The 14,534-nt window shown below is 52.4% G+C and carries 15 protein-coding genes; 12 read left to right on the top strand and 3 right to left on the bottom strand.

The annotated features are described in order from the left end of the window. The first annotated feature begins 99 nt into the window (after window positions 1-99). The 3 genes from PLIM_RS10855 (at window position 100) to PLIM_RS10845 (ending at window position 3,347) form a co-directional block, all read left to right on the top strand. On the top strand, window positions 100-921 hold the full coding sequence (locus PLIM_RS10855) for a toll/interleukin-1 receptor domain-containing protein (RefSeq protein ID WP_013110363.1): 822 nt from the start codon (window positions 100-102) through the stop codon (window positions 919-921). Window positions 922-1,211: 290 nt separating this feature from the next. Then, window positions 1,212-2,021, top strand: a complete 810-nt coding sequence (locus tag PLIM_RS10850; RefSeq protein ID WP_013110362.1) for a DNA-methyltransferase — start codon at window positions 1,212-1,214, stop codon at window positions 2,019-2,021. A gap of 279 nt (window positions 2,022-2,300) precedes the next feature. Continuing rightward, window positions 2,301-3,347, top strand: a complete 1,047-nt coding sequence (locus tag PLIM_RS10845; RefSeq protein WP_013110361.1) for a bile acid:sodium symporter family protein — start codon at window positions 2,301-2,303, stop codon at window positions 3,345-3,347. On the opposite strand, the gene PLIM_RS10840 is transcribed toward PLIM_RS10845, so the two are convergent. The 3 genes from PLIM_RS10840 to PLIM_RS24550 all read right to left on the bottom strand — a co-directional run bounded on the left by PLIM_RS10840 (window position 3,338) and on the right by PLIM_RS24550 (window position 5,322). After that, window positions 3,338-3,940: a nitroreductase family protein gene (locus tag PLIM_RS10840; RefSeq protein WP_013110360.1), complete on the bottom strand. Its 603-nt coding sequence runs from the start codon at window positions 3,938-3,940 to the stop codon at window positions 3,338-3,340. The two genes, PLIM_RS10845 and PLIM_RS10840, sit on opposite strands and share 10 nt — an antisense overlap. Before the next feature lie 37 nt (window positions 3,941-3,977). Further along, on the bottom strand, window positions 3,978-4,958 hold the full coding sequence (rsmH, locus tag PLIM_RS10835) for a 16S rRNA (cytosine(1402)-N(4))-methyltransferase RsmH (RefSeq protein ID WP_230849295.1): 981 nt from the start codon (window positions 4,956-4,958) through the stop codon (window positions 3,978-3,980). 115 nt (window positions 4,959-5,073) lie between these two features. Then, window positions 5,074-5,322, bottom strand: a complete 249-nt coding sequence (locus tag PLIM_RS24550; RefSeq protein WP_041401586.1) for a PGPGW domain-containing protein — start codon at window positions 5,320-5,322, stop codon at window positions 5,074-5,076. Between the two features lie 325 nt (window positions 5,323-5,647). On the opposite strand from PLIM_RS24550, the gene PLIM_RS10825 reads away from it, so the two are divergent. From PLIM_RS10825 to PLIM_RS22825, 9 genes are all read left to right on the top strand, one after another. Continuing rightward, window positions 5,648-6,457: an SDR family oxidoreductase gene (locus PLIM_RS10825; protein ID WP_041403512.1), complete on the top strand. Its 810-nt coding sequence runs from the start codon at window positions 5,648-5,650 to the stop codon at window positions 6,455-6,457. Between the two features lie 109 nt (window positions 6,458-6,566). Then, entirely contained in the window at window positions 6,567-7,649 is a 1,083-nt protein-coding gene (locus PLIM_RS10820) for a sugar kinase (protein WP_013110356.1), read from the top strand. Window positions 7,650-7,863: 214 nt separating this feature from the next. Beyond that, on the top strand, window positions 7,864-8,124 hold the full coding sequence (locus tag PLIM_RS10815; protein ID WP_013110355.1) for a DUF485 domain-containing protein: 261 nt from the start codon (window positions 7,864-7,866) through the stop codon (window positions 8,122-8,124). 130 nt (window positions 8,125-8,254) lie between these two features. Next, window positions 8,255-10,027, top strand: a complete 1,773-nt coding sequence (locus PLIM_RS10810) for a solute symporter family protein (RefSeq protein WP_013110354.1) — start codon at window positions 8,255-8,257, stop codon at window positions 10,025-10,027. A gap of 129 nt (window positions 10,028-10,156) precedes the next feature. Beyond that, window positions 10,157-10,888, top strand: a complete 732-nt coding sequence (locus PLIM_RS10805; protein WP_013110353.1) for an MBL fold metallo-hydrolase — start codon at window positions 10,157-10,159, stop codon at window positions 10,886-10,888. A 205-nt stretch (window positions 10,889-11,093) separates the two neighbouring features. Then, a complete protein-coding gene (locus PLIM_RS10800) occupies window positions 11,094-12,038 on the top strand; it encodes a DUF1559 domain-containing protein (protein ID WP_013110352.1) in 945 nt (314 codons plus the stop codon). Between the two features lie 88 nt (window positions 12,039-12,126). After that, window positions 12,127-12,666, top strand: coding sequence for a carboxypeptidase-like regulatory domain-containing protein (locus PLIM_RS22830; protein ID WP_013110351.1), 540 nt, complete (start codon window positions 12,127-12,129; stop codon window positions 12,664-12,666). A gap of 59 nt (window positions 12,667-12,725) precedes the next feature. Further along, on the top strand, window positions 12,726-13,709 hold the full coding sequence (locus PLIM_RS10790) for a DUF1559 domain-containing protein (protein ID WP_013110350.1): 984 nt from the start codon (window positions 12,726-12,728) through the stop codon (window positions 13,707-13,709). Window positions 13,710-13,837: 128 nt separating this feature from the next. Beyond that, window positions 13,838-14,335 (top strand): hypothetical protein, encoded by a 498-nt coding sequence (locus PLIM_RS22825; protein ID WP_013110349.1) that lies wholly within the window; start codon window positions 13,838-13,840, stop codon window positions 14,333-14,335. The last annotated feature ends 199 nt before the right edge of the window (window positions 14,336-14,534 follow it).

Below are 14,534 nucleotides of genomic sequence, written 5' to 3'. Positions count from 1 at the left end.
AGGTGGCGAAACGCTGCGCTAATTGCGACTAGACTAGAGTTGGTTTTGATGTCAGTAGTGAACCCTGTTTAGGGGATGTGAAGTATCTCGGAGTATTCTATGAAGGTGTTTATCAGTTGGTCGGGTGAGAGAAGTCGAGCAATCGCAGAGATTCTTAATGATTGGATCAAATGTGTCCTTCAGGCAACCCGACCATGGCTTTCCACTCGTGACATCGATCGTGGTGCCTTGTGGTTCAGCGAAATTCATGACCAGCTGCAAGATACGTCAGTTGGCATCGTTTGCTTGACCCAAGAAAATCGTCAGCGCCCCTGGATTTTGTTTGAGTCTGGTGCATTGGCAAAGGGCCTGTCCTCGAATCGTGTATGCACTTTTCTTGTAGATTTGAAGCCATCAGATCTCGAAGATCCACTTGCCCAATTCAATCACACAATGCCTGAGCGAAGCAGCGTGTGGGAGTTGGTTCGAACGTTGAACAATTGCCTAGATGCTAATGCGCTTGATGAGCGAATTCTGACGCAAGTATTTGATACATATTGGAGTTCGTTTAAGGCTAAGTTTGATGCAGCGCTGTTGCAGTTTCCTGAATCTGTGGCAAGTGAACCTAGGCCGAAGGAGGACATCCTTGAGGAAATCGTTGAGAACACGAGGTCGCTTAATCATCGTCTTCGGCAAATTGAAATGGTCACGGAGCGATTTCCATTTGTCGATGTCAGAAGAAATCGCGATTTAGATGGAGTGTTTTCTTTAGATCGCGCCGAGGGCATTATTCGAGATGGAATTGCCAGCGGAATTTCGCCTGTTGAGATAATTGACAGGCTGTTGTTAATAGGGGTTCCGCCAAGAACAGCAAAGGTAATGTTGCAGAATCATCAAAAGGTTTCGTCGCAAACGGTGGACGGTTTGCCGAACAAAACTTAGGTGGGACGCTGATTTCAGGTGTGATAAGACCGGGCTTGCGCAAGGGCTCATTCCGCGGTAACAAAGAGTGCTGTCACAAAAAAGGTGGCGGCGGAGCTGCGCGAACAACCCCGCCGCCGACATCACCGACTGAACACGCAGCCGGGATGCACCCACTGGGGCATCCATGCGCCGCATCACTCCCAAATTAGTACACCTCCAGCGGCTTGCCGTGACCGCTCGCCCTCCGCCTCCAGAATTGGCTCCGGTCGTGTCAGTTGTGCCGATTCTTCCCATTCTCGGAGGCAAGGATGTCCCCCTATTTTCAAAGCGGTGCCGTGACGCTTTACCACGGCGATCTGTTCGAGGTGCTGCCGAAATTGAGCGGCCTGGTGGTCGATACGCTGTTGACCGATCCCCCCTATTGCTCGGGGGCCGCCGGTGGGGGAGCGAAATGCGACCCACGGCTCAAGTATTGCCAAAATGGCCAAAATTGCGGGCGGGTGAGTTTCGACGGCGACAACAAGGATTCCATCAGTTATGGCTGGTGGTCGATGCTCTGGCTGAAGCTCTGCCGGAGATCACTTCGGGAAACCTCATATGCGATGGTCTTCACCGATTGGCGGCAACTCCCGACAATCACCAACGCCATGCAGGGGGCCGATTTCATTCACCGCGGCACAATGGCCTGGGATAAGGGGCTGGCCTCCAGAGCACCGCACAAAGGCTACATACGGCACCAGTGCGAATTCATCCCCTGGGGGACTCTTGGGAAGTGTGCAAACCGATCGGATACAGGCCCCTTTCCCGGGTGTCTGCGGCATCAGGTGCGGCAGGACGATAAACACCACATGACCGGCAAGCCCACGGCCTTGCTGCTGGAGCTGGTGCAGATCTGCCCGGCAGGTGGCATGGTTTTGGATCCGTTTGCCGGTTCTGGCACCACTCTGGTGGCTGCCCAGGCCAGCGGCAGGAGGGCCATCGGAATCGAGCTTTCCGAGGCATACTGCGAGATTGCGGCCAAGCGGCTGGAGCTGCTCGCCTCGAAGGGACCGGAGTCGATTGCCAGACCACAGAAAAGGATCGCAAAACGACCCCCGCCCCCCTGCTCTGCGGTGTAATTTCGGGTGGCTTTTGGCATAATCTCACTAGCTTCAGGAGCTAGTGGGATCACTCCCGTGCAGGTTCGATTCCTGTCTTGGGCACTCGAGAGCCTGTTGAAGTTTTGCTTCAGCAGGCTCTTTTCGTCTCCAGTGATCTTCGACCCTGATATTTCCTTCAGTCATGACACTGCGCGCATGAATCGAGAATTCTTCTGCTGTCATTGGCTGCCACCCAACTGACAACAATCAAAACATTGTGTTGATTGACCCTGACTGGCCGCGAAAGAACATGGCGAGATGAAGCCGAAAATCGACTGGTTTCTGCTCGGAATGCTGCTGGCTATCGGGCTGGCGTGGCTTTATCCAGCGCCTGGGGCACGGGGTGGCTGGCTCCATCCGGAACTGATCACAAGTTTGGGTGTCGCTTTAGTCTTTTATCTGAATGGTCTTTCCCTGAGCTTTGCTTCGTTGCGACAGGGAATCATGAAATGGAAAGTGCATGTGGTTGTTCAAGGGGCGGTGTTTCTGCTGTTTCCTCTGATCGGGTTGGGGTTGATATCAGTCACCAGGGGCTGGCTGCCTGAGGATTTGCGGCTGGGTTTGTTCTACCTGTGTGCCTCGCCATCAACGGTTTCTTCATCTGTGGCTCTGACGGCAGCAGCAGGTGGAAACGTACCTGCAGCAATCTTCAACGCCACCACTTCCAGTCTGCTGGGCGTCGTGCTGACTCCCTTATGGATGGCAACCGTTTTGCAGGCCGGTCATTCGAATTCCACTGCGGGAAGTTTTTCCATGCAGGAAGTGATATGGGAGCTTTTACTTTGGCTGGTTTTGCCACTGGTTCTGGGGCAGCTTTGCCGGCCATGGCTGGGCGGATGGGTGACCAGGCATCGCCGATTTGTCAGCTCGGTCGATCGCGGCACGATTCTTCTGCTGATCTACACTTCGTTCTGTGATTCGATGGTCCTGGGCATCTGGACGAAGCATGGGTTGATGGTCGTCGCTATCACGGCTGCAATCACTCTCGCGCTCTTCTATCTCGTATTTTTCATTCTCAGTGCAGTCTGCCAGGGGTTGATGTTCAATCGAGAAGACTGGATTGCGACTGTTTTTTGTGGCTCGAAGAAATCGATGGCCACGGCTGTCCCTATGGCACAGATCATGTTCGGTACCAGCCCTGCTCTGGGAATGATTCTCCTGCCGATTATGATTTACCATCCGCTCCAACTGGTAATCTGTGGTCTCCTCGCCACTCGCTGGAAGAAGTTGGCTCTCGATTCCACCTTGAAATCCGAGGGGCAAATCAATCCCTCTGCGGCTCAGTCATTTGATAATCAAAATTGAAATGACTGTTCGAACTTTCCAGTGAAAATCATCTGCTCAAGAGATCGCCGGGAACGCTCGGATCGTTCTCGCTGTTGCAGTTCTGAAGGAAGCTTTTCGACTTCTCCCGGATAGCCAATCGCCATGACAGCGGCAGGTTCAAAGCTTTCGGGGATCTCGTAAATGGCCCGTGCCTGAGCAGCGTTATAGCCACCCATGAGGTGAGCCTTGAGCCCCATAGCTTCTGCCTGAAGCACAAGCTGAATGGTCGCCATCCCCGTATCATGCATCCCGAATCGATTGGGGTGACCATTCCGGGTCAGGGTGGTTCGGGCGATTGCCAGAACCAATAGCCCTGCATGTTGTGCCCAGACCTGATTGGCTTCAGCCAGACAACTCAGCAGACGGGAAAACTCGATTTCATCGTCGCGTGGTGCCATTAAAAAATACCACGGTTGATCGTTGTAACTCGAGGGAGCCCAGCGAGCCGCCTCGCAAAGCTGCTGAATCTGCAGTTTTGTCAAAGGCTCCGGGCGAAAGCTCAAAGGACTCCATCGATCTTGAATCAGAGGATGGATATCGACCGAGGATGGGGCAGGCTTATGTGATGACATACGATGAACTTTCGACTTTGCACCGGATCTCTAATGCCTAGTTCTCTGCTATTCTTCGTGCAATTCGAAGTTTTGCAGAGCGGCTGCGAGGATTAAATCGAATCTCGGCAGGTGTGGGTACGAGGGGTTTGTCTGTTAATTCTTGCCATACGTTTTTTTGTCGAAAGGCCTGCTTGACCAGTCGATCTTCCAGCGAATGGAAGGTGATGACGGCCATGATTCCGCCAGGAGCCAATACTTCCGGTGCGATCTGGTTCAACATGGTCGAGACATGCGTGAGTTCATCATTCACCTGAATGCGCAGGGCCTGAAAAACCCGAGTGGCCGGATGCTTCTCGGCATTTCGCAAAATCGCCGGTGGAACAGTCTGCTCGACAACACGTACTAGATCTTTCGTTGTTTGTAATTCCCCTCGCCGCGCAGCAAGACCAATCGCCGGTCCTAACCGATCTGCAAATGGTTCCTCGCCGAACTCTGTCAGGACTCGAACAATTTCCGAATCGTTGGCCGTGGCCAGCCAATGGGCAGCCGAAACGTTTTCACTGGTTGAGAAACGTAGATCGAGGGGCCCTTCTGTCTGAAAACTGAAGCCGCGCTCTCGATCTGCCAACTGATCGGAAGAGTAACCCAGGTCGAGCAGTAATCGATCAACCAGTGGTGGGCGGCCAGTGGCTTGTGTATGACGCTGGAGTACATCCCGGATGTCGATGTAACTTCCCTGGTGAATGTGGACGTTTTCTCCACACACGGTTTTCTCTGCCAACGAAATCATCATCGGGTCGCGGTCGAAAGCGAGCAGCATCCCTGCTGATCCGATGGCTTTCAAAATCTCTCGGCTATGCCCCCCTGCCCCGAGAGTTCCGTCTGCCACCACGAGTCCTGGTTCGAGTTGAAGCTGCTGGATAACTTCGCGAAGCATAACAGGCAGATGCACAGCCCGCTGGGACGAGTTTCTCTTGCCAGACCCCGCAGGCTCTGCGTCGGGAGTCGAAGCGTTTCCCGCCGAAAAATTACCCAAAATCTGGTCTCTCTAAAGTAAAGACAAAGTGCTGGCAACAACTCTCCAGCACTTTAGCCAATCAAAAGATCAAATGGCATTCGGCATGAGCAGGATTTCTTTCATCAAGAGACCTTCACTTCACGCTTTGAGGTTCGATCATTCGCCTCCAGCATTGATTGATCCAGTGCAACCAAGGTTTGCAATGTTTGGCGATCCACTTCATCACTCCGGCCGCCCATAAGAATTCTGTCGAAAGAATACTTAATCCCAACAGGATCGTCAGAATGCCCGGCCCAGGGATGACGAGCATGATGATCCCGGAGGCGATGAGACCTGCTCCCAGGCAGAAAATGAATATCAGCCTTAGCGGTTTAGGAAACATTCGAATTCTGCGCTGGGACAGCCTCATTCGATAACGTAGCCCTCGCCAGCATGAATTCTGGTGATTCGATGGTGCTATTGTTCCCAATGTGCTGTTCGCGGATGAATCGGAAGGACTCGTGTTGGAAGACTCCATCAAATGATCTCCTTCGCATGTGTGCATGCGTGCGAAAAGATCAGCCAGTTGCTACTCTTTCCCAAAAAATGAAACCTCAAAATTGGAAAACGAACTTCCCGAGTGACCAGATTCAAAAAATATGAGATGAAATCCACTCGCTCATAGCGGTGATTTTTCGAATGTCTGTAAATTGTTAAATGGTAACATGATGCGCAATATTTTTGATTTATCGGAAGATGTCGCCATTGTGATTGGCGCCACCGGTGTTCTGGGTGGCTCGATGGCGAGTGCTCTCGCCGCTCAGGGAGCCCATGTGGTCGTGATGGGTCGAAACCAGGAACGCGGTGAAGCCCGGGTGGCGTCCATTCGAGCGGAAGGTGGCCGGGCCAGCTTTGTATCGGCAGATGCCGGCCATGCGGAGTCGTTGTTGCAAGCCCGTCAGGAGATTGAGAGCACTGTCGGAACTGCGACAATTCTCGTCAATGCGGCAGGTGGCAACCGGCCTGAGGCGACGCTTCCTCCCGGGGCTGACTTTTGCAAACTCCCGATCAGTGCCTGGAATGAAGTGTTTGATCTCAACTTGACGGCTGGTGTATTGCTCCCCAGTCAGGTTTTCGGTGAGTCAATGGTCAAGCGGCAGCGTGGCTCGATTGTCAATATTGCCTCGATGTCAGGCATGATCCCGCTTTCACGTGTGGTGGCGTATTCAGCAGCCAAAGCCGCGGTATTGAATCTCACCAAGTTTCTCGCCCGTGAATGGGCCACGACCGGTGTGCGTGTGAATGCAATCAGTCCAGGGTTTTTTCCGGCCGAGCAGAATAAGGCTCTGCTGTTCAATCCCGATGGTAGCTACACCGCCCGTGGTCAGCAGATCATCTCGCATACACCGATGGCCCGCTTTGGGACTGCGGACGAACTTTCGGGTGCTGTCGTCTGGCTCGCTTCATCAACAGCTTCTTCCTTCGTGACGGGTCAGAATATTGTGGTCGATGGTGGATTTTCTTCAGTCACCATCTGAGACCTGATTGAGACAAGCATTTGTAGTTCCTGCGGATTGGAAAACCCGCATAACGACCTTAATGGCAAACTCTGTTTCCTCCTTTATCTGAAAAGAAAGTTTTCAACTCATGGCTGACCTCGCAATTCGTCAAGATGCCTGTGAACTCGATTTTCTGGCACTGGGTGCTCTCGTGCATCGTCTGGATCCTGGCATTATCCCCTTCCGGAAGGCCAAAAGTTTTGACATCCATGTTTCGGGTGGTGAATACAACGTCGCTGCCAACCTGGCGGATTGTTTTGGTCAGAAGACAGGCGTAGCGACGGCCATGGTTGACTACGGGATTGGTGAACTGGTGCAGGCCCGAGTCCGTGAAATGGGGGTCAAGCCTTTCTATAAGTGGTTCAAGCATGATGGTGTGCGTGGGCCGAATATTGCCACGGTTTACAGTGATCGCGGTCTGGGAGTCCGCCCTCCCGTCGTGTTCTACAATCGCTCCAACGAAGCGGGAGCCATGCTAAAGCCCGGCGATTTCAATTGGTCAGAGATTTTCGCCAATGGCGTCAAGTGGTTTCATTCGGGTGGCATTTTTGCAGCCCTCTCGGAGACAACCTCACAGGTCATTATCGAAGGGATGAAGGCTGCCAAGGCTGCGGGAGCTATCACTTCGTTTGATCTCAATTACCGAGCCAAGCTCTGGGCATCGGTCGGTGGTGATGCCAAGGGTCAGGAAACCATCGCCAAGATTGTCGAGCATGTCGACTGTCTGATTGGCAACGAAGAAGACCTGCAAAAAGGTCTGGGCATTGAAGGACAGGATGTCGAGCATAAGTCCAAACTCGACCCGGACTCTTTCTTCCAACTGATCGACAAAGCCACAAAGAAATTCCCGAACGTCAAACTGGTCGCCACCACTTTACGCGAAGTGCATACCACAAATCGACATGACTGGGCTGCTGTGCTCTGGCTCAACGGGCAGAAGTTTGTCAGTCCCACCATGGCCCTCGACGTTGTCGATCGAATTGGTGGTGGTGATGGTTTCTGTGCGGGTTTGATTTACGGCCTTCTCAATGGCAAGACACCAGAGCAGGCTCTCCGATTGGGCTGGGCTCACGGCGCTCTGCTCACGACCTTCCCAGGGGACACCACCATGGCCAAGCTGCCTGAAGTAGAAGCACTGGCCAAGGGTGGTTCAGCACGCGTTCAGCGCTAAACCGACGTTATAGATGGGGGATAGTTTGTCGGGATCGGAGTGAGGCCATCATTCCGATCCCGAAACTTTCCCAAACAAACTCAAACATTTCATCAACATGTCTGTGGATAAATCTGCAACATGCCTGCTGTATTTGCCAGGTTCTCTCCCAAGTCGGCCGATTGAGAATTGATCAGCCTGTTGAGAGTTTCGCTAAAAAGAGGGGTATTTCCTGATGCACTTCGATCATCAACCCGTGAACGAATCGGCCCCTCAGTCACTGGCTTCGCAGCAGGGCAATGCACGCCTGGGAATGAGGCTGTTCATCTTCTACACGAGTTTATACAGCCTGTTTGTTGCCATCAGTGCCTTCTCTTTTTCTTCGCTGGCAATTCCAGTTTTCGGTGTCCCCGCCGCAGTGACTGCAGGGTTCGGCCTGATTCTGGGGGCGATCATTCTGGCAGTGCTCTATGCCAGAGCCTGTACGTCGGAGTAACTCCCCTTTTCAAGTGGGGAGTCGGATTCAATGACTCATCTGATGATGGCTTCATCAACAGCATCTCGATTTCACAAATCGCTTTAACAGCCTGACGAATTCTTCTGCCGCTCGGCGTAAAGGTAATCTCGTGCTGACAGACCCTTCACCATTGGCAATGTTGATCTTTCTGATCTTTGTCGGCTTCACGCTGGGGATCAGTTTCTGGTTTGCTTCCAAAAGTAAATCGTCGGCCTCTTACTTTGCAGCGGGTGGGCAGATTCCATGGTTTGTGAATGGTGTGGCTTTTGCCGGTGACTATTTATCAGCCGCCTCGTTTCTCGGAATTTGCGGGATGATTGCTCGCTACGGCTACGATGGATTTCTGTATTCGATCGGATTTCTGGCTGGCTGGGTGGTGGCATTGTTTGTGATTGCCGAACCTCTCAAACGCATGGGGCGATACACATTTGCCGATGCCTTGAACAGTCGTTTTCAATCGCGTGCAGTGACCTTTGCTGCGGGATTGAGTGCGCTGGTTGTCAGTGCGTTCTACCTGATTCCACAAATGGTCGGCGCCGGCGCACTCATTATGCCACTCTTCGGTTTGCCTCACTGGATGGGTGTGATTGCCGTGGGACTGGTCGTCACGGTGATCGTGGTTTCCGCCGGGATGGTGAGTACGACGTACGTTCAATTCATTAAGGGGGCGTTGCTGGTGTTCTTCAGTGGTTTGATCACGATTCTCATACTCAATCGTGGTTTGACCAGCACAGATGATCCACTGGCCATGCAGCCTCAGGTTTTGACGGTGACAGCCTCTGGAGAAAAACTGATTGATGGTACTCCTCTGGGAAGTGGTGCCGGACAGGCTCGTATTCGCGGTGTCGGTCAACTGGCGTCGTTAGCCACAGGGCCCAATGGCGAAGCGCGCACGAGCACAGGCCCATTGAGTCCCTGGGGATTTTTGCAGGAATTGAATCAGTCACAAGTCATTCTGTGGAATGAAAATACTCAAGCGACCGAGGAAGGAAAGGTCACCACCTATTCCCCGATCGTTGTTTCTGGCCAGGAAGTGCTGATGCCCGGGCGGAGCCCCTTGTTCCAGGGCATCAAGTCGGATTCCATCTGGCCCAAACTGAACTTCATCTCGCTGATGCTGGCTCTCTTTGCCGGGACAGCCTCCTTACCACATGTGCTGATTCGTTATTACACCGTTAAAGATGGCCGCGCGGCACGCCAGAGTACCGTGGTCGGGATTGCGACCATTGGTGTGTTTTACATTCTGACTTTGTTTCTGGGCCTGGGGGCCATGACCGGTGGAAACATTGATCTGACGGACAGCAATATGGCGGCTCCCCTTCTGGCTCGAACCTTTGGTGAGCTTCCTTTTGCACTGGTCTCTGCCATTGCATTCACCACAGTTCTCGGAACTGTGAGTGGTTTGATTGTGGCAGCCAGTGGTGCTGTGGTGCACGATCTCCTGGTGGGGTGGCTGCAGATTCCATTGAGCGATCATCAGAAAGTTCGCTTTGGAAAACTCGTCGCTTTGTTGGTCTCTGTAATGGCCATTGGTCTGGGGATCTGGTTTCAGAAGTTTAATGCCAGCTTTCTGGTCGGGTGGGCCTTCAGTGTGGCGGCTTCGGCCAATCTGCCAGCTCTGGTGATGGTCCTCTTCTGGCGGAGGACCACCGGTGCCGGTGTCGCAGCTTCGGTTCTCGTAGGGATGTTGTCGTCCTTGACCTGGATTCTTCTCAGCCAGGAGACATTCCAGAACGTCTACGGCTACGCGAAGAATGATGCCGCCCAGATGGCGCTCGTCCCCTTCAGTCAACCCGGGATTGTGACAATCCCCCTCGGATTTCTGGTCGTGATTGTGGTATCGCTCCTCACGCGGCCTCAACCTGCGACTGAAAATCAATGATTGCATCGCTGCTCACTCGCAGCGCATGATGATTGACACGCGGATGCTTCAGAGTTGGCGAATCGGCTGGTAACGTGGGGCACGCATCGTGCTGGGAAAGTCTTTCATTTTGAACAGGGATCAACCGTTATGGAGGTGATTTTCCTGGGCACCGGGGGGTATCACCCCAATGAAAGACGGCATACGGCGGGAGTGGCCATCCCTGAAGCTCGAATTGTCTTTGATGCGGGCACGAGCGCCTTCCGTATTCCCAAGGTCATGCCACCTGGGGAATTGAATGTCTTCCTCTCCCATGCCCATCTTGACCATGTGTGTGGTCTGACTTACCTGCTGGCACCATTGCTCACTGGGTACTTTACCAGTTGCAGGCTGTATGGCACCGCAGCCACACTTCATGCCGTTCGCACTCATCTGTTTGCGGAACCGATTTTTCCCATTCTTCCCGGGTTCGAGTTCTGCATTCTTGAGGATGTGATTTCTTGCAGTGACTGTGTCATTACCTCTCGATCGATGGTGCATCCGGGAGGATCGATGGCCTTCCGTCTCGAAAAAAATTCAAAGGCGCTGGCCTATGTGACAGATACCACGGCGAACGAGAGCTATCTCGATTGGATTCGCGAAGTGGATCTGCTGATTCACGAATGCTCATTTCGTGATGCTGACGAGAAATGGTGCCAGCCGACAGGCCATAGCCATACCAGTGCAGTCGCCCGGCTGGCACTGGCTGCGAAAGTCCAGCAGCTTTACCTGACTCACATCGATCCGCGCGATCTGAGTGACGATCCGGTCGATCTCGATCAGGCACGTCAGATCTTCCCCAAAACTGTTGTGGCAGAAGATCTCCTCGTCGTTCGGCTTTAGGCACTTTGCAAGGATTGGGGCATGTTGTTGAATCCAGCGGCTTTCAAACGTGCAGCCATTTGAATGTCTCAAGTTCAGCGAAAACCTCCACATTTGTGATTGCAAAAGATTGATCGCATTAGTGAATGTTGTTATGTTCAAATAACGCTCCATTCATTTCTGGGCCAGTTCTTTTGGCCAAAACTCCTTTCTGTGGAGAAATCGCATGTCTCGTCGCGCATTCACTCTCATTGAACTCCTCGTCGTGATTGCAATTATCGCGATTCTGATTGCACTGCTGCTCCCTGCTGTTCAACAGGCACGGGAATCGGCCAGGAGAACTCAGTGCAAAAACAACATGAAGCAGTTGGGGTTAGCCTTTCACAATTACCATGATGTCCATAAGCGCTTTCCCGTCGCAGCTGTCGCAGGAGGCGTAGGAGCCAATCAGGATACCACGACCAGGTCGTGGACATGGTCATGCATGTTGCTCCCGTTCATCGATCAAACGCCGCTTTACACCGCCATCAACGTGGGGAATTCGAATCTCATTCCTCAAAACACAGCGAATATGACCAACATTCAGGATTACTCAACAGCCAATGGCGGAACCGTTGAACGATTGCTGACGACCAAGATCCCCGGTTTCATCTGCCCTTCTGCCAATGGAGGTGATTTGAATCCGAACCACAAAAATCTGGGCGTACTCATGTACGGTGGCAGCAACACGATTTTCCCGGTTCCCAACCCACCTAAAGCCACGCCCATCTCAGATATTCTCGATGGAACGTCGAATACGATCCTCGCTGGTGAAAAAGCATTAATGACGGCTCCATTTGTCGCCATTGGCTCGACCTGGGGGACGGGGAAAATGTGTCAATTCCGTATCAATATCGTTTCACCACATACTGAGATTAATACCCCGTTTGATGGAACATTAGACACCGCTACGAACTGCTATCTGGAAAATGGTACGCCGGTCAATCTTTTTTCCCGGGTGGCAGTGGCGAGTCCGCACACGGGAGGGGCGCATGTCTTGATGTGTGATGGAACCGTCCGGTTTCTGAGTGAGAATATACAATCCAATCCCGCACTCGGGGCTGATACAGGAAATTTTCTCTACCAGAATCTCTTCCAGATTAATGATCGCAATACGATTGGTGAATTCTAAAGCTGACTTTCCCACGTCAGCTGCGAGTGACTCTATTGAAGTTGACGTCTGTCTGCTCGAAAGACTCACACAGATAAGGGGCTAAACAGTGCCTGCTGCCATGTATCGAACCGGCCTATTGAGCCTGGGAATCCTGGTGCTTCTGGTCGAATGCTTGACATCTTCTGGTTGTGGGAATGGGCGCCCAAAACTTGTCAAGGTCACGGGGAAAGTCACGTTGGATGGTAAGCCTCTCGAAGGTGCTGCCATTGTTTTTCAACCCAAAACCTCCGGTGAAAAGGCTGGTTTTCAGCGCCCTTCGACAGGAGTGACGGACGCTCAGGGTCAGTTTGCCGTGAGGACATATGAACCCGGCGATGGGCTGCCTTACGGCGAATATCTCGTCGGGGTTCAGAAGCGTGAAGTCGTGGGTCAGCCTAAGGTTAATCCCGGTGATGAAGCCAGTTCCTCTGTGAACATCACTTATAAATGGGTGGTGCCTAAATCATATGCCGATCCACTCGGCTCGACTCTGACTGCCCATGTCACGAGTTCAGGAATGAATCCTTCCGAGTTCGCATTAACGACTGGTGGAAAGCCTGCGCAAATTGAAATTGTGGGGCCCAAAGCCCGATTCAACGATCCATAATCCATCATGAGGTGTTGTTATCAATACGGAGTTATTCGTTATTCCTTGGAGTGAGAAAGATGTTGTTTCAAAATCGTAAAGCCTTTACGCTGATTGAATTGCTGGTCGTCATTGCGATCATTGCGATTCTGATTGCCCTGCTGCTGCCGGCTGTCCAGCAGGCTCGTGAAGCGGCCCGCCGGACGGAATGTAAAAACATTCTCAAGCAATGGGGGCTCGCACTCCATAATTACCACGATACATACAATAGCCTCCCCGCGGCAGGTTTTTCGGTAACTGCAGGGACGCCCCCGAATCCTGGCCAGCATAATCGCTTCAGTTTTCATGTGCGTGTTCTGCCATTTCTTGATCAGACCCCACTCTATAATCAGTTCGATATGTCTCGCTTTTATAATGATGCACCCAACTTTGCGTTAAAGCGTTCCACAATTCCTGTCCTGCATTGCCCCAGTGCCTTGCTCTCTGACAGGACGTCTGATAGCGAAACAGTCACTTATGGCTCAACGAACAACCAGACTCATTCGCCCGTATCGGTACATTATCTGGGAGTTGCGGGTGCAAAAGGCTTTTTACCTGGTTCAACAACTGCGTATTACGCCTCTCTGCCAGCAGTTCCCAATCTGACGTCTGATCATGGTGGTCTGGCGACGAATGGTTTATTGACCCGAAATGTCTCGTCAAGATTCAGCGACTGTACTGATGGTTTGTCGAACACATTCCTCATGGGTGAGGCCTCAGCCAACGCAGCTTCGGGTTGGAATCGAACTTTTCGAGCCTGGACACAAGGCGTTTCGACAAACGATAACTCCACGGCCATGTATGCCTCCAAGAATATTACGCATCAGATTGGTTCAAATACCGGTTGGAGAAGTAATACTGCCGGCAGTCTCTACAATGATTCCCGGTTTGGCAGTCAGCATGTCGGAGGGACTCATTTTCTCATGGGCGACGGAACTGTCCGTTTTGTCTCTGAGAATATTGACTTTGCTACCTATCAAGGGGCGGCCAGTCGAGATGGTGCCGAATCGATGCAGATTCAATAATTCATGAGACGGCAGCCACTATGAGCTGTGTTCATTCGTCGGATGTCAGCCGTTTGTGTGAGGCAACGACTCGCTTCGCTGGCGATTCCGGCTTGATCTGCAGGTGCTGAGAAATTAGGTGATTGAAGATGATCGATGTTTTTTCCCGCTCCCATTTCAATCAACGGATGCAATGGATCGGGTATCTGTCGCTGATGCTCTGGATTGGCACCTTTGTTACAGGCTGTGGCCAGAGTGGGGTGCAACCCGTCGATGTCTCCGGGAAAGTGACTTTTGGCGGCGAGCCAGTGAAGTTCGGCCTGCTGGAGTTTGTTCCCGATAGCGCTAAAGGTCATCAAGGCCCCGCTGGTTCGGCGGAAATTGTCGATGGGCAATTCTCGACAAGGGGTTCGGGGAAAGGAGTCATTCCCGGGCCCCATCTTGTGAGGGTAACTGGTTACGAAAAGAAGCCCGCCAGCAGCCAGGGGGATGAAACGATCATCACCAAGGCTGATATTCCCCTGTTTCTCATGTTCACCATTCCTGTCGAAAAGGTCGGTGCGACCTGCGATCTCGAAGTACCCGCCTCCGCGAAAGGCTATGGCGTAGCACCTGTAAATCGAGGTGGAAGAATCGCCGCTCCTTGATTTTGCACTCAATCCTGAAATCTTGATTTCGAGATTTCATATCGAGATTGGTGGATGCTTTCGCTACACTGAGAACGGCATCGTTTGCATCTATCTGTTCGTCGAGTGATCTGGCCCGCGGTGCGATGAAACTGTGTGATGAGTTTGACAGGTTCGGCCCATGAGCCCCATGAGCCCCATTTGCTCATGATGCGATTCG

The sequence above is a fragment of the Planctopirus limnophila DSM 3776 genome, from assembly GCF_000092105.1.
In the GTDB taxonomy this organism is placed as follows: Bacteria; Planctomycetota; Planctomycetia; order Planctomycetales; family Planctomycetaceae; genus Planctopirus; species Planctopirus limnophila.
This window is presented reverse-complemented; position numbering and strand designations above follow the sequence as displayed.

Coding starts and splice junctions, on each gene's coding strand:
- PLIM_RS10820 (WP_013110356.1), top strand. CDS start 6,567: ATGGCTGACCTCGCAATTCGTCAAGATGCCTGTGAACTCGATTTTCTG.
- PLIM_RS10790 (WP_013110350.1), top strand. CDS start 12,726: ATGTTGTTTCAAAATCGTAAAGCCTTTACGCTGATTGAATTGCTGGTC.
- PLIM_RS10840 (WP_013110360.1), bottom strand. CDS start 3,940: ATGTCATCACATAAGCCTGCCCCATCCTCGGTCGATATCCATCCTCTG.
- PLIM_RS10850 (WP_013110362.1), top strand. CDS start 1,212: ATGTCCCCCTATTTTCAAAGCGGTGCCGTGACGCTTTACCACGGCGAT.
- PLIM_RS10805 (WP_013110353.1), top strand. CDS start 10,157: ATGGAGGTGATTTTCCTGGGCACCGGGGGGTATCACCCCAATGAAAGA.
- PLIM_RS10845 (WP_013110361.1), top strand. CDS start 2,301: ATGAAGCCGAAAATCGACTGGTTTCTGCTCGGAATGCTGCTGGCTATC.
- PLIM_RS10855 (WP_013110363.1), top strand. CDS start 100: ATGAAGGTGTTTATCAGTTGGTCGGGTGAGAGAAGTCGAGCAATCGCA.
- PLIM_RS24550 (WP_041401586.1), bottom strand. CDS start 5,322: ATGTTTCCTAAACCGCTAAGGCTGATATTCATTTTCTGCCTGGGAGCA.
- PLIM_RS22825 (WP_013110349.1), top strand. CDS start 13,838: ATGATCGATGTTTTTTCCCGCTCCCATTTCAATCAACGGATGCAATGG.
- PLIM_RS10800 (WP_013110352.1), top strand. CDS start 11,094: ATGTCTCGTCGCGCATTCACTCTCATTGAACTCCTCGTCGTGATTGCA.
- PLIM_RS10815 (WP_013110355.1), top strand. CDS start 7,864: ATGCACTTCGATCATCAACCCGTGAACGAATCGGCCCCTCAGTCACTG.
- PLIM_RS10825 (WP_041403512.1), top strand. CDS start 5,648: ATGCGCAATATTTTTGATTTATCGGAAGATGTCGCCATTGTGATTGGC.